Genomic DNA, 13,655 nt, shown 5'->3' with positions numbered 1-13,655 from the left:
GCGGAGCCTGGCGTGAATCCGGGGGTTGCCGCCGCTGCCGTCGCCGTGGTGTCGGTGGCCACCGCTGTCATCGGGTTCTATGGACTCCGTATCTCGCGGACCACCGGCGATTTCTTCGTGGCGTCACGGACCGTCCGGCCGTGGTGGAATGCGTCCGCGATCGGCGGCGAGTACCTGTCGGCGGCCAGCTTCCTGGGCGTCGCCGGCCTGCTGCTGCTCTCCGGAACGGACGCCTTGTGGTTCCCTGTGGGATATACCGCCGGATACCTGATGCTGCTGCTTTTCGTCGCTGCACCCCTTCGGCGTTCCGGGGCGTACACCATTCCGGACTTCACCGAGGCCAGGCTGGACTCCCGGGCGGTCCGCAAGGTCACCAGCCTTGTGGTGGTGCTGGTGGGCTGGCTGTACATTGTTCCGCAGCTGCACGGGGCAGCCCTGACCATCCGGATCACCACCGGGCTGCCGTCCTGGGTGGGGTCGCTGGCGGTGGTGGTGGTTGTCTGCCTGACGGTGGTTGCGGGCGGCATGCGGTCCATAACGTTCGTCCAGGCGTTCCAGTACTGGCTGAAGCTGACCGCCCTGGCGGTACCCATCCTCTTCATCGTCTTCATGCTGGCCGGTACCGGAACGCCGGCGCTGGCACCGCCGTCCGAAAACCCCACCGGACTTGCCCCCGCGGGTTGGTACAACAACGTTTCACTGCTCGTGGCGCTGCTGTTCGGGACCCTTGGCCTGCCGCACGTCCTGGTCAGGTTCTATACCAACCCGGACGGGCAGTCCGCGCGGCGGACCACGCTGATCGTGCTGGGGCTGCTGTCCGTGTTCTACCTGTTCCCCACCGCCTACGGTCTGGTGGGCCGCATGTTCGCGCCGGACCTTGCCCGTTCGGGCCAGCCTGACGCCATGGTCCTGCTGCTGCCCCGTGAACTCATCGGCGGCCCCGCCGGAGACCTGCTCTCGGCGCTGGTGGTGGCCGGCGCGTTCGCAGCGTTCCTGTCCACAACGTCCGGGCTGGTAGTGTCCCTGGCCGGCGTCATCAGCCAGGACGTCCTGGGCGCCGGGGTGGGCGGTTTCCGCCTCGCAGCGGTGGTATCCGCCGTCGTGCCGCTTGGCTTCGCCCTGATGACGGGTTCTTTGGCGCTGGCCGGAAGCGTGGGGCTGGTGTTCGCCTTCACAGCCTCAACGGTCTGCCCGGTCCTCCTGCTGGGCATCTGGTGGCGGGGCCTGACCGACGCCGGAGCCATCGCCGGCATGGTGACCGGCGGGGTGCTGTGCGGCGGCGCCATGATCGCCGGCTCGCTGGCGGGGGCTGCGAACACGCCGGCGTGGCTCGCCCAGCCCGCGGCGTGGTCCGTCCCCACGGCATTCGCCGTCATGGTGCTGGTGTCCCGGGCAACGGCAGGCCGGGTGCCCAAGACGCTGGTCCGCGTCATGACCAGGCTGCACACCCCGGAAAGGCCGCTGGCAACCGGACGCTGATTGGGTGGACAATTACGCCATGTCCACCCGGGACGAAAACCCGGCAGCGGAGCCGGTTCCGCCGTCCGTGCGGGCACAGCTGCTCGCCACGGAGCACTGGGGCCTGCTGGCTTCCCGCAGTACGGCCCAGGGCGAGGTGCTGACCAGGATCAGTATGTTCCTGACCTTCACCTCGGCGGGCCTGGTGAGCGTCGCGCTGGTGGGCCAGGCCACCGGATTCTCGGATGCGTTTGTCCTGCTGGCGGTAGTGGTGCTGTTCATTGACGTGGCCATGGGGCTGCTGACGCAGCTGCGGGTCATGAACGTTGCCCACGAGGACCTGATGTACGTCACTGCCATGAACCGGCTCAGGGCGGCGTACGTCGAGCTGGATCCGGGCGTCGCCCCGTACCTGATGGCGGCCCATCACGATGACGAGGCCGGCTCCGTCCAGACTTACTACTTCTTCGGCAACCGCGGCAATTTCCGCCACGTGGCCGGCAGCAGCATGATTTTCATGTCGGTGGCGAACGGGGCACTGATTGCCATCCTGGCAGGGCTGCTGCTGACCCTCCTGGGGGCCGGAACGGTTGCGGCGCTGCTGATGGGCGGTGCCTGCGGGTTGTCGTTCCTGGCCGTCTCATCAGTGAACGGCTACCGGAGCTACCGGGACATCTGGAGCCGGTTCACGCCGCTCTCCCCTACGCCACCCGAAGGAAAGTAGGGGGTCTGCCCGCCAGAAAGGGTCAATCGATGGCGGCCATCAGCTCGATGACGCGGTCCAGGAAGGCGTCCACTTGGGCCTCTTCATAGCCGTCGCGTCCGGTCTCCGGACGGAACACGGCGCGGCGGACGCTGTCCACGCTGAGCGGCTTGTCGTGTTCCAGGTATGCCACGAGTTCGTGGCAGAGCCGGTCCACATCGGCGGTGTTGTAGCTGCGGGCCTTATTCTTGGCGGGCCGCCGGAAACGTTCCCCGTCGTGGCGGTGGAGGCGTCCGCGGAGGATTCCCGAGAGCTTGCCGATTTCGCGCAGCCAGGCTTCCTCGCCGCTGGCCGCAATCAGTTCGTCGCGTTCCCTGCGGGCGAAGGCATCTTCCAGCCGGTCCAGGGCCGCGTCCACCACGGCCGCGGAGTAGCCGCCCTTGACCGGATCGAAGGACACGGCCCGGACGTCTGAGCTGTTGATGGGCTCCGCGGCGTCGTGGGGTGACTCCAGCGACACCCGTGCCCGCTGGAGGAACTGGTCCACCTGCTTGGCGTTGTACCCGTATTCACTGCGCTGCACGCGCTCAAACGACGCAGGGATCTGCCGATGAATATCCAATGCCACTGTTGGTTCCTTTAATGCTCTTCAGCCGTAGCGCTGTGGCACCAGTCTATTGGTGCCGGGATGATGCTCTACCAGCTTCCGGTGACGAAGCCGTAGAGGACGTAGACCAGCGGGGACGCGAACACGATGGAATCCAGCCGGTCCATGACCCCGCCGTGCCCGGGCAGGATGCTGCTCATGTCCTTGACGCCGAGTTCGCGCTTCACCATGGACTCGGCAAGGTCGCCGGCAGTGGACGCGGCCACGGTGCCGACAGCCAGGACCACACCCACCCACCAGGGTTTGTCCAGGATAAAGAGGCAGGCCAGAACGCCGATCAGGACGGCCCCAGCCACTGATCCGGCAAAGCCTTCCCAGGATTTCTTGGGGCTGATCTTAGGTGCCATGGGGTGCTTGCCCAGCGATGCCCCCACCAGGTAGCCAAACGTGTCATTCGACACCACCAGCAGCAGCATGACGGCGATCTGCCAGGCGCCTTCCGGGACGGCACCTCCCGGCCAAAGGCCCAGGGGTGTCGCACCCCCGGAGGCGTGCAGCGGCAGCGCGGCGAAGCTGATGAAGAACGGCACCCAGCCCAGGGTGAAGACCCCGGCAAAAATGCTGTTGGCCGATCCTGCGGCGGTGTCGATGGACCTCCACAGCAGCACCGCTACCGAGCTGAGCAGCATGGCGAAGAGCAGGCTTTCGACGCCCCCGAGGTAAGCCACGAATGGCATCGCCACCGTGCCGGTCATGACCGGAACGATAGGCATCCTGGTGCCGTTGGCCTCCAGGGCACGGTAAATTTCCCAGACACCGAAGATGGCGAACGTGGTGGTGACCGCCACGAAACCCAGCGGAAGGAACAGCAGCCCGCCGAGGACGGCGAGCAGCATGGCCAGGCCCACCACAACGGCCGCCGGAAGGTTCCGGCCGGCCTTGGGCGTTGGGTTGCTCCTGGGCTGCTTCCCCGTATGCGCGCCCGTGGTGCGGGGGCCTGATCTGCCTGGCCCATCAGACTTCGAGCAGCTCTGCTTCCTTGCGCTTGAGCAGCTCATCGATGCCGTCCACGTGGGCCTTGGTCAGGCCGTCCAGCTCCTTTTCAGCCCGGGTGCCCTCGTCTTCGCCGGCTTCGCCGTCCTTGACCAGGCGGTCCAGGGCTTCCTTGGCCTTGCGGCGGATATTGCGGATGGACACCTTGGCATCCTCGCCCTTGGTCTTGACGATCTTGACGTATTCCTTGCGGCGTTCCTTGGTCAGTTCCGGGATAGTGATCCGGATGACGTTTCCGTCGTTGGAGGGGTTGGCCCCCACCTCGGAATCGCTCAGGGCCCGTTCGATGTCCCGCAATGCGGTCTTGTCGAACGGGGTGATCAGGATGGTGCGGGCGTCAGGGATGGCGAACGAGGCGAGCTGCTGCAGGGGCGTGGGCGAGCCGTAGTAGTCCACCAGGACCCTGTTGTACAGGCCGGGGTTGGCGCGGCCGGTGCGGATGGAAGCGAAGTCTTCCTTGGCAACCTCTACGGCCTTGTCCATCTTTTCTTCGGCTTCGAGCAAGGTTTCTTCGATCACGGTCTCTCCTGGGGTTCTGGTGCGGTCCGGCGCGCCGGCTCCATGCACGCGTGGTTCTCTGTCGCTGCTTCCGCCACCGCCCGGGGGCGGCGGCGGAACTGTCCTGAAAACATCCTAGCCGGAGCTAGGTGGTGACCAGGGTGCCCAGCTTCTCGCCCCGGATGGCGCGGGTGACGTTGCCTTCGCCTTCCATGCCGAACACCACCATGGACAGGTCGTTGTCCTTGCACATGGTCATGGCTGTCTGGTCCATGACCCGGATGTCGCGCCGCAGCGCGTCGTCGTAGCTCAGGGTCTCCAGCCGCTCGGCGGTGGGATCCTTCTTGGGGTCCGCGGTGTAGACGGCGTCAACGCCGCTCTTGGCCATGAGGACAACATCAGCATGGACTTCAAGGGCACGCTGGGCGGCCACGGTGTCCGTGGAGAAGTACGGCAGGCCGGCACCGGCACCGAAGATGACTACTCGGCCCTTTTCCATGTGGCGGATGGCGCGGCGCGGGATGTAGGCCTCTGCAACCTGTCCCATGGTGATGGCGCTCTGCACGCGCGTCTCCACGCCCGCCTGCTCCAGGAAATCCTGCAGGGCGAGGCAGTTCATGACGGTGCCGAGCATGCCCATGTAGTCCGCCCGCGAGCGGTCCATGCCGCTCTGGGACAGTTCGGCGCCGCGGAAGAAGTTGCCGCCGCCTACCACGATGGCCACTTCAACGTCCGGGACGGCCGCGGCAATCTGCTTGGCGACGTTGCGGACGGTCTCGGGATCGACACCCAGTTTCCCGCCGCCGAAGACCTCGCCGGAGAGCTTCAGGAGCACCCGCCGCCGGCTCTTCTCTGGCTGCATTACAGTATTGACGGCTTCCATGGTGCCTTCCCGTTGGTGACTTTCGAAAAAAGGTTATCCTGCCGGAACCGGTGGCCGGAACCGGCTATGCCCGAAGCGCAGCGCACCGGGCACAAACCGTACGCATGCAAAAGGGGCGGCCACCGAAGTGGCCACCCCCTTACGTGTTCGACTAGGAGCCGACGCGGAAACGCGCGAACGCGGTTCCCTTGACACCGGCCTCTTCGAGGATCTGTGCCACGGACTTCTTGGCGTCCTTGGCGAAGGCCTGGTCAACCAGCACCTCACCCTTGTAGAAGCCCGTCACACGGCCTTCCACGATCTTGGTGAGGGCGGCTTCGGGCTTGCCCTCGGCCTTTGCGGTCTCTTCGGCGATGCGGCGCTCGGACTCGACCAGGTCGGACGGAACGTCCTCGCGGGTCAGGTAGTTCGGGGCCATGGCGGCGATGTGGACGGCGACGTCGTGGGCGGCGGTGGCAGCGGCTTCGCTTTCACCGTCGACAGCGAACAGGACGCCGACCTGGGCCGGGAGGTCCTTCGAGGTCTTGTGCAGGTAGGCGTCAACCGTTGCACCCTCGATGCGGGAAATGCGGCGGACGACGACCTTTTCGCCCAGGACAGCGCCTTCTTCGATGACGACCTCGGACAGCGGCTTGCCGTCGACATCGGTGGCGAGGAGGGTTTCGAGATCGGCGGCGCCGGACTCAACGGCGACGGCCAGGACTTTGTCGGCCAGCTGGATGAACTTGTCAGCCTTGGCAACGAAGTCGGTCTCGCAGTTGACCTCGATCATGACGCCAACGCCGTTGCTGACCTTGGCAGCAACGAGGCCTTCGGCGGTGGAGCGGCCTTCGCGCTTGGTGGCGCCCTTGAGGCCCTTGATGCGGATGATTTCGATGGCCTTTTCGGCGTCACCGTTGGCTTCGTCAAGAGCCTTCTTGACGTCCATCATGCCGGCGCCGGTGCGCTCGCGCAGGGCCTTGATGTCAGCGGCAGTGTAGTTCGCCATGTGAACCCCTCTGTCTAGAAATGTGTTGTGGTGTACGGACTGACAGGATGGCTGCCCGCGGTGCGGGCGGCCATCCTGTCAGCAGCTCCGGCTGCGGACAGCACGGAGAATCCGGATTTAGCTGTGTTACTTGGCGTCTTCGGCGGGAGCCTCGGCAGCAGCCGGGGCTTCAGCGGCCGGAGCAGCCGGGGCTTCAGCGTTTTCTGCCGGAGCAGCCGCAGCGGCTTCCTCCGCCTTGCTGCCTTCGAGGAGCTCGCGCTCCCACTCAGCCAGGGGCTCTTCGGGAGCTTCGGTGGTGCCCGAGCCGCGGTTGTTGCGGGCGATCAGGCCCTCGGCGACGGCGTCGGCAACAACGCGGGTCAGGAGGTTCACGGAGCGGATGGCGTCGTCGTTGCCCGGGATCGGGAAGTCGACTTCGTCGGGATCGCAGTTGGTGTCCAGGATGGCCACAACCGGGATGTTCAGCTTCTTGGCCTCGTCAACGGCGAGGTGTTCCTTCTTGGTGTCCACGATCCAGAGCACGGAAGGTGCCTTGGTCAGGTTGCGGATACCGCCCAGGTTGGACTCGAGCTTGGTGAGCTCGCGCTTGAGGAGCAGCAGTTCCTTCTTGGTGTAAGCAGAACCGGCGACGTCGTCGAAGTCGATCTCTTCGAGTTCCTTCATACGCTGGATACGCTTGGCGACCGTCTGGAAGTTGGTCAGCATGCCGCCGAGCCAGCGCTGGTTCACGTAGGGCTGGCCCACGCGGGTGGCCTGCTCGGCGATTGCTTCCTGGGCCTGCTTCTTGGTGCCGACGAAGAGTACGGTGCCGCCGTGGGCAACGGTGGCCTTCACGAACTCGTAGGCGCGGTCGATGTAGGACAGCGACTGCTGAAGGTCAATGATGTAGATGCCGTTGCGCTCGGTGAAGATGAAGCGCTTCATCTTCGGGTTCCAACGGCGGGTCTGGTGTCCAAAGTGGACGCCGCTGTCAAGCAGCTGGCGCATGGTTACGACGGGCATGCCGACGCTCCTTCCGGCAGGTCATTCATGAGATAGCCGCGAGGCTTCTTACCCTGCCAATAGTTGACGGTTGATTAGCGTGGCCCGGGTTGGGCCGTGCTCCTGGCATCCATCGCGCTTCCCATCCGTACTGTTGGACGGACCGCAGGAGGCGTGATCCTTCAATGGTGCGGCCGGGGCCGTGCCGTTGGAGGGCTGGATGCGCGTAGTCAGCCGGCTGCTCCCCCACACTCCTGAATGAGTTGTGCCGACGCAACCTGGACAGGCAGCATCACCGAAAAGGTGGACTGCCGGGGCGGGACGCGTTGAGGGCGCAGCAAACTGCTCCGTCAATAGTACTACAGGGACCACCGCCCACGGGACGCGCGGCTGGCGCCTTCCGGGCTTTTCCACATAGGCCGCGGCGGTCCGTGACCGCGCAGTTTTGACGGGCGCATGCTGGGCACATGAAACCACCGGTACTGCTTGCCGCGCTGCTGCTGCTTCCTGCGTCGGTCTCATCCATCCCGCAGCCGCTGCCGTACAGTCCGCGGGGGCCGGGCCCTGCGCCGGCAACGCTCCAGGCGCTTCCGACGGCGGCAGAAGACGCGGGTGCCTCCGTTGCCCGCCCGTCGTGGGACTGGCCGCTGGCCCCCCGCCCTGCGGTCCTGCGCGGCTTTGACCCGCCGCCCAAACCGTGGCTCAGCGGCCACCGGGGAGTGGACCTGGAGGCGGCAGGTCCGGCGGTGGACGTAGTGTCGCCGGCGGCCGGAACCGTCAGCTTCGTGGGTGTGGTGGTAGACCGGCCGGTGATCACCATAGATCACGGCACGGGACTGCGGAGCAGCTTTGAGCCCGTGGTCAGCCCCCTGGCGGTTGGCAGTGCCGTGGCGCAGGGGCAGGTCATCGGCACCACACTGCCCGGCCACTGCCCGGCCGCCGGCTGCCTCCACTGGGGCGTCAGGCAGGGCGAGGACTACGTCGATCCCCTGCAGTTCGTCCTGGACCTGAGACCGTCAGTCCTGCTGCCGCTGCACGGATCGCCCTAGACGATGGCCGAGATACCGGTGATGGCGCGCCCGGTGACCAGCGTGTTAATCTCGGCCGTGCCTTCGTAGGAGTAAATGGCCTCAGCGTCGGCGAAGATCTTCGCCATCCCGTAGTCCGTGACAATGCCATTGCCGCCAAGGATGCTCCGCCCCAGGGCCACGCTCTCGCGCATCCGTTCGGTGGTGAAGGCCTTGGCCAGGGCAGACTGCTCATCCTTGGCCAGTCCGTCATCTTCGAGCTGGGCGAGCCGCACCATCATCCCCATGGAGCTGACGGCGTTGCCAAGGATCTGCACCAGCTGGTTCTGGATGAGCTGGAAGGATGCCAGCGGCCGGCCGAACTGCTCGCGCTCCACGGCATAGCTCCGGGCGACGTCGAAGGCCGCAAGCTGCTGGCCCACAGCCTGCCACGCCACGGCCAGCCGCGTTACCTTCAGGACCTTGTTGACGTCCCGGAAGCTGTTCGCGTTGGCGAGCCTGAAGAAGTCCGGCACTACGACATCCTCAAGGACGATGTCGGCGTTCTGCACCGTACGGAGGGAGATCTTGTTTTCGATCTTGGTGGCACTGAAACCGGGCAGGGCAGTATCCACGAGGAAGCCCTTGACCTGGTTGTCTGCAACGTCCTTGGCGTAAATGACCACCCAGTCAGAGAAGGTGGCGTTGCCGATCCAGCGCTTGGCGCCGTTGAGGATCCAGGTATCGCCGTCCCGGCGGGCGGTGGTGCGGGTCCCGCCAGCCACGTCGCTGCCGCCAAGCGGTTCGGTGAGGCCGAAAGCGCCGATCTTCTTCAGCGCATAAATGTCCGGCAGCCACTCCTCCTGCTGTTCCCGGGATGCCAGCGCTTCGATGGACCCCGCGAAGAGGCCGTCGTGGACCCCCAGGAAGGTGGCAATGGAGGCATCGGCGCGGGTCAATTCGGCGTGGACCAGCCCGGCGAAGAGATTGGAGTGACCCTGGCGGCGGACAGGGCTGACGAGGTCCACCTCGGCGAGCTTGGGGATGAGGTCCATGGGGAACTCACCCCTGTTCCAGCAGTCCGCGGCGATGGGCCGGACTTCGCGGGCAAGGAAGTCGCGGACCTCGGCGAGGCGGTCCCGTTCCTTGGCGGACAGGAGCTGTTCGAAGGCGTAGAAGTCGCCGTCCGCGTAGGGAAGCTCACGGGGGTCTGCAGCAGGAGTGGACATGGTTGCCTTCCGGAAGTCAGCGGCCCGCGCCTACTGAACGGGCGCGGTAAGTTACTGGTCAGTAACATACCGCAAATCCGGCGGATAGGAAAGGAAGCAGGGTCCATGAGGGACGTCCAGGAGGGCGGGTATCCAGGGGCCGGGCGGGGCACGGACCGGTGTTAACGCAAAAACCGCGGCCCGACGTTGATCGTCGGCCGCGGCTGCGCATTTCTGCCCGCCGTTCCACACGGCGCAGTAGGGCTACTCGGACTTGAACCGAGGACCTTAGGATTATGAGTCCCGCGCTCTAACCAGCTGAGCTATAGCCCCGAAATGCCCCAGGCCTTCCGCGCGGGGCGCGGCGGCAGGGCAGGAACACTCTAGCAAATGCCGGAGTGCTGTCAGACCACCATGTCCTCATACCGCGCGCCGCGGTACAGGTCCTCGAAGGTCTGCAGGGTGCCCTGGATGCTGTGCGGTTCCACCATTTGCCGGCTGGCCTGGCCCATGGCGGCCTGCTGATCCTTGGGAAGCTCCAGGATCTGGGTGATCTTCTTGGCGAGGTCGTCGCTGTCATTGGGAGTGAACAGGTAGCCGTTCTGCCCGTCCCGGACCAGGTGCGGCAGTGCCATGGCGTCTGCCAGGACCACCGGGGTGGAGGCGGACATCGCCTCGAGCGTCACCAGCGACTGGAGCTCGGCAGTCCCCGGCATGCAGAAGAGGTCGGCCTGGATGTAGGCCTTCCGCAGGTCCTCGTCACTGGCGAGGCCCAGGAACTTCACGCGGCTTCCCAGGCCGAGCCGCTGCACCAGTTCTTCGAGCGCCGGCCGTACCTCGCCGCCGCCAACGATTTCCAGGTGCACGTTCAGTTCCGGCGGGGTCTTTCCGATGGCCTTGATCAGCACGTCCACGTGCTTCTCCTCGGCCAGCCGGCCCGCGAACAGCACCGTGGGGTGGGCGTGCGGTTCAATGCTTTCCCCTGGCTGCAGCTCGTAGGCGGCGGAGTCGATGCCGTTGGAAAGCGGAAGCACCTTGCGCAGGAACGCGTGCTCATGCATTGCCTTGGCTGCCAGCGGGGTGGGCGTGGTGACCACGTCAGCCTGGCCCATGACCTTGCCCATGTCCTTCCAGGAGATCCGTCCCACGATGTCCTTGAACCACTGCGGGAACGGCAGGAAGGGGTTGAGGTTTTCCGGCATGAAGTGGTTGGTTGCGACGATCCGGATGCCGCGCTTTACGGCCTCATAGAGGACGTGCTCGCCGATCATGTAGTGGCTTTGGATGTGCACCACGTCAGGCCTGACCCGGTCGAACAGCAGGCTGATTTCCTTCTTGATCTCCCAGGGGAGGCAGATGCGGAACGTCTCGTGCGTGGGGACGCTGTGCGAGCGGAGCCGGTGGACCGTCGCTTCGTCGCGGAATTCGGAGTAGCTTTTTCCTTTGCCGTCGCGGCAGGCCAGGACATGGACGTTGTGGCCCCGGCCGGTCATGCCCTTGGCGAGGCGGTAGCCGAACTGGGCGGCACCGTTCACGTGGGGCGGGTAGGTGTCCGCGGCGATCAGGATGGTCAGTGGCTGGTCGGCTGGCGTGGTCACGTGGAGGGCTCCTGATGGTCACGGTGCGGACAGTGGTGACTGGCTGCACGGTTGGCCGCCGGCGTCGGCGCGGCTGGGCCTCATGGGCTGGATGGCTTGGTGGGCGGACGGGGCTAGTGGGACGGCCTGCCCGGGGACTTCCGTGCGTCCTTCTTGCGCTTGGTGACCTCGGGATGGTGCCGCGAAAGGGCGATAACCCCAACGATAGCAAGGAGCGCGGCGGTTCCCATGGCAATGGCCATGACGGCGTGGACGTCGGGGCGCAGTTCACCCAGGATGACGATGCCGATGGCAATTCCCACCATGGGATCAATGACCGTCAGGCCGGCGATCACCAGGTCCGGCGGACCCGAGGAGTACGCGCTCTGCACGAACCAGGACCCCAGGCCGCCCGCGGCGATGATTGCCACTACGGAGTACCACTGCACGTTCAGCAGGAACAGTCCGTTAGGGTCCAGCAGGTGCTTGCCGATGATGCGGGTCAGCACCGCGACGAAGCCGAACAGGACACCGGCGCCAAGGATGTAGATGAAGGCGTTCATCCGGTGCCGGAACATGACCGCCAGGGTCCCGAAGAGGCCGACCGCAAGGGCGAGGAGCAGCACGATGGTCAGCTCGTCCTCGGGGCTGACGTGGTGGTTCTCCTGGGTGACGTTGACCGCAAGCAGGACGAAGAGCGCCGACCCCGTCACGCAGGCAGTAATGGCAACCACCGTGGCGCGGTTGATGGTGAGGTCCTGGTCCCGAGCGTTCACGATGGTGGTGATCACCAGGGCGATCGCGCCGATCGGCTGGATCACGGTCAGCGGTGCGGACACCAGGGCCACCGCGTTCATGGCCATCCCGGCGCACAGCAGCAGCAGCCCGAACACCCAGCGGGGATTGCGCAGCAGGCGCAGGAATCCGTTCGAGCTCAGGGCGAGTCCCCCGGTATCGGCCTTCACGGCGCTGCCCTGGCGCTGGGCTCCCAGGGCGAGGCAGAACGCTCCCAGCACGGCGAGGAGGACAGCTATCCATACCATCAGGCGGCCCCGCCGTCGGGCGTTGTCCGGGCCCTGCCCTTGCGCAGCATGGCCCAGACATAGTTGTACGCGGCGATCCAGTGCCCCACCAGGCCCAGGCCCAGTACGATCCACGCCGCGACGAAGAGTGCACCGGAGAAGCCGGTATCCAGCCTGGACAGAACCAGCAGGGGGGTGCCAAGGAGCAGCAGCCCGGTCCGCACCTTGCCCACCGCGCTGACGGGGAGGTCCGGGTGGCCACGGAAGAGCGAGAGCGTCAGTGCGAGCAGGACGGCGTCCGGAATGACCAGCGCCGCCAGGTAGAGCCAATGCACGACGCCGGCAATCACCAGGGTGACGGCAACGGCCAGGAGCGCCAGCCGGTCCGCGATGGGGTCCAGGACCCGGCCCAGCCGGGACGCCTGGTCGAACCGGCGGGCAACGTAGCCGTCCACCCAGTCGGTGCACGCCATGACCGCCAGGACCACCACGCCGGCGCCGTATTCCTTTTGCGCCAGCACAAGCCAGATGAAGAGCGGAACCCCCATGAACCGCACCACGGTGAGCAGGTTGGGGATGGTGAACACGATGTCGTGGTCAACCTGGGGGCGGTCCGGACGGGAACCGGCACCAATGAACTTCACCTGTCCCCCCCTTCCTGTTGCCGCCCTGCGGCGTGGTCCTGCCGGACAGTGGCCTGCCGGCGGCAACTGTGCCGTCCGCCACCTCGTGGCCTGGAATGTCGATTAAGCTGCTTGCCCGGACGCTCCAGCCGGGCCGGTTGGTCCTAGTAGGTGCGGATCAGCTTCCGGAGCAGGACCACCAGGACGGTTCCCGCGGCGGCCAGTGCGGCCAGCGGCTTCCAACGGTCCTGCAGCCCGCCGGATGATTCGGACAGGCCAGCGAGCTTGTGGGCTGCTGCGTCCTTGCCGCGCCCGGCCAGTGCCTGGCCCTGCCGGGCCTTGTCCTGGGCAACCGCGAGCAGGTACCTGCCCTGGGTCTTGATGTCCAGTTCCGTTCCCAGGTTGTCGCGGACCTCGGTGAGGTGCTGGCGGCGCTGGCTCAGGCGCCGCGAAAGCTCAGGCTCCGAAGCGTGCGGGAATTCCTTGTCGTGCTCGGCGGCCTTGGCAGCCTTCTCAGCCTTTGCCTTGGCCGCGGCTTCTTCCTTGGCAGCCTTCGCGGCCTTGGCCTCGGGGCTTGCCGGGTCCAGCACGGCGGGGTTGAAGGCGGAGCCTTCCTTGGCCACGCCGATATCGTGCTTGATGCCGCGAATTGTTTCTTCCGGCAGCAGGGGCATGGCCTTCTTGAACCTGGACAGGCCGATGAGGCCGCCGAGAAGGGCGATCAGCAGGAACGCGGCGGAGACCAGCAGGGCCGCCAGCCAGGCGGGCATGATGGTGGCCAGGCCCATGATGGCTGCAACGATCAGTCCGACCACCAGGAAGGCGAGGAAGACAAGGGCGACGGCGAAGAAGGCGGCCGCGACGCCCACCTGGGTGCCTTTGCGCTTGAGCTCGATCTTGGCGAACGCAATCTCGTCATTGATCTGGCGGGGCGCCAACCTGGCAAGGAGCTTGACCGTTCCGGGCAGCGCAGTGATGCGCAATCCGGGTCTGGTCTGCCCGCTGTGACGTCCGCTCATCCGTTCCGCCTAACTGATTTGTGTGCTC

13 protein-coding genes, 1 tRNA gene and 1 pseudogene are annotated in these 13,655 nt (G+C 66.0%); 3 read left to right on the top strand and 12 right to left on the bottom strand.

The features are described from left to right. Positions 1–12: 12 nt before the first annotated feature. Together ACHL_RS07000 and ACHL_RS06995 are read left to right on the top strand one after the other, a co-directional pair. Entirely contained in the window at positions 13–1,479 is a 1,467-nt protein-coding gene (locus ACHL_RS07000) for a sodium/solute symporter (RefSeq protein ID WP_015936604.1), read from the top strand. Between the two features lie 19 nt (positions 1,480–1,498). Next, complete coding sequence (locus ACHL_RS06995; RefSeq protein ID WP_015936603.1) at positions 1,499–2,182, top strand: hypothetical protein; 684 nt, start codon at positions 1,499–1,501, stop codon at positions 2,180–2,182. 22 nt (positions 2,183–2,204) lie between these two features. Here ACHL_RS06995 and ACHL_RS06990 read toward each other — a convergent pair whose 3' ends face one another. The 6 genes and pseudogenes from ACHL_RS06990 to rpsB all read right to left on the bottom strand — a co-directional run bounded on the left by ACHL_RS06990 (position 2,205) and on the right by rpsB (position 7,192). Then, positions 2,205–2,789: a DivIVA domain-containing protein gene (locus ACHL_RS06990; RefSeq protein WP_015936602.1), complete on the bottom strand. Its 585-nt coding sequence runs from the start codon at positions 2,787–2,789 to the stop codon at positions 2,205–2,207. A gap of 68 nt (positions 2,790–2,857) precedes the next feature. After that, positions 2,858–3,783: pseudogene (locus ACHL_RS06985) on the bottom strand (phosphatidate cytidylyltransferase). Then, the gene (frr, locus tag ACHL_RS06980) at positions 3,783–4,340 is read right to left on the bottom strand and encodes a ribosome recycling factor (protein WP_015936600.1); all 558 of its coding nucleotides are present in this window, start codon (positions 4,338–4,340) and stop codon (positions 3,783–3,785) included. The pseudogene ACHL_RS06985 and the gene frr overlap by 1 nt, the downstream one beginning before the upstream one ends. A 124-nt stretch (positions 4,341–4,464) precedes the next feature. Then, positions 4,465–5,202 (bottom strand): UMP kinase, encoded by a 738-nt coding sequence (gene pyrH / locus ACHL_RS06975; RefSeq protein WP_015936599.1) that lies wholly within the window; start codon positions 5,200–5,202, stop codon positions 4,465–4,467. A 151-nt stretch (positions 5,203–5,353) separates the two neighbouring features. After that, entirely contained in the window at positions 5,354–6,190 is an 837-nt protein-coding gene (gene tsf, locus ACHL_RS06970; protein ID WP_015936598.1) for a translation elongation factor Ts, read from the bottom strand. Between the two features lie 126 nt (positions 6,191–6,316). Then, positions 6,317–7,192: a 30S ribosomal protein S2 gene (gene rpsB / locus ACHL_RS06965; RefSeq protein WP_015936597.1), complete on the bottom strand. Its 876-nt coding sequence runs from the start codon at positions 7,190–7,192 to the stop codon at positions 6,317–6,319. A gap of 446 nt (positions 7,193–7,638) precedes the next feature. Between rpsB and ACHL_RS06960 the strand changes: the two genes are divergently transcribed. Next, on the top strand, positions 7,639–8,220 hold the full coding sequence (locus ACHL_RS06960) for a M23 family metallopeptidase (protein WP_015936596.1): 582 nt from the start codon (positions 7,639–7,641) through the stop codon (positions 8,218–8,220). Here the strand turns inward: ACHL_RS06960 and ACHL_RS06955 are convergent. The 6 genes from ACHL_RS06955 to ACHL_RS06930 all read right to left on the bottom strand — a co-directional run bounded on the left by ACHL_RS06955 (position 8,217) and on the right by ACHL_RS06930 (position 13,627). Next, the gene (locus tag ACHL_RS06955) at positions 8,217–9,407 is read right to left on the bottom strand and encodes an acyl-CoA dehydrogenase family protein (RefSeq protein WP_015936595.1); all 1,191 of its coding nucleotides are present in this window, start codon (positions 9,405–9,407) and stop codon (positions 8,217–8,219) included. The two genes, ACHL_RS06960 and ACHL_RS06955, sit on opposite strands and share 4 nt — an antisense overlap. 238 nt (positions 9,408–9,645) lie before the next feature. Next, a tRNA-Ile gene (locus ACHL_RS06950) sits at positions 9,646–9,719 on the bottom strand. Between the two features lie 71 nt (positions 9,720–9,790). After that, positions 9,791–10,984, bottom strand: a complete 1,194-nt coding sequence (locus tag ACHL_RS06945) for a glycosyltransferase (RefSeq protein WP_015936594.1) — start codon at positions 10,982–10,984, stop codon at positions 9,791–9,793. 113 nt (positions 10,985–11,097) lie between these two features. Beyond that, positions 11,098–12,006: a DMT family transporter gene (locus ACHL_RS06940; protein ID WP_015936593.1), complete on the bottom strand. Its 909-nt coding sequence runs from the start codon at positions 12,004–12,006 to the stop codon at positions 11,098–11,100. Next, complete coding sequence (locus tag ACHL_RS06935; RefSeq protein ID WP_015936592.1) at positions 12,006–12,629, bottom strand: CDP-alcohol phosphatidyltransferase family protein; 624 nt, start codon at positions 12,627–12,629, stop codon at positions 12,006–12,008. The genes ACHL_RS06940 and ACHL_RS06935 overlap by 1 nt, the downstream gene beginning before the upstream one ends. A gap of 143 nt (positions 12,630–12,772) precedes the next feature. Next, the gene (locus tag ACHL_RS06930) at positions 12,773–13,627 is read right to left on the bottom strand and encodes a phage holin family protein (RefSeq protein ID WP_015936591.1); all 855 of its coding nucleotides are present in this window, start codon (positions 13,625–13,627) and stop codon (positions 12,773–12,775) included. Between the last annotated feature and the right edge of the window lie 28 nt (positions 13,628–13,655).

Source organism: Pseudarthrobacter chlorophenolicus A6, from assembly GCF_000022025.1.
Taxonomy (GTDB): Bacteria; Actinomycetota; Actinomycetes; order Actinomycetales; family Micrococcaceae; genus Arthrobacter; species Arthrobacter chlorophenolicus.
This window is presented reverse-complemented; position numbering and strand designations above follow the sequence as displayed.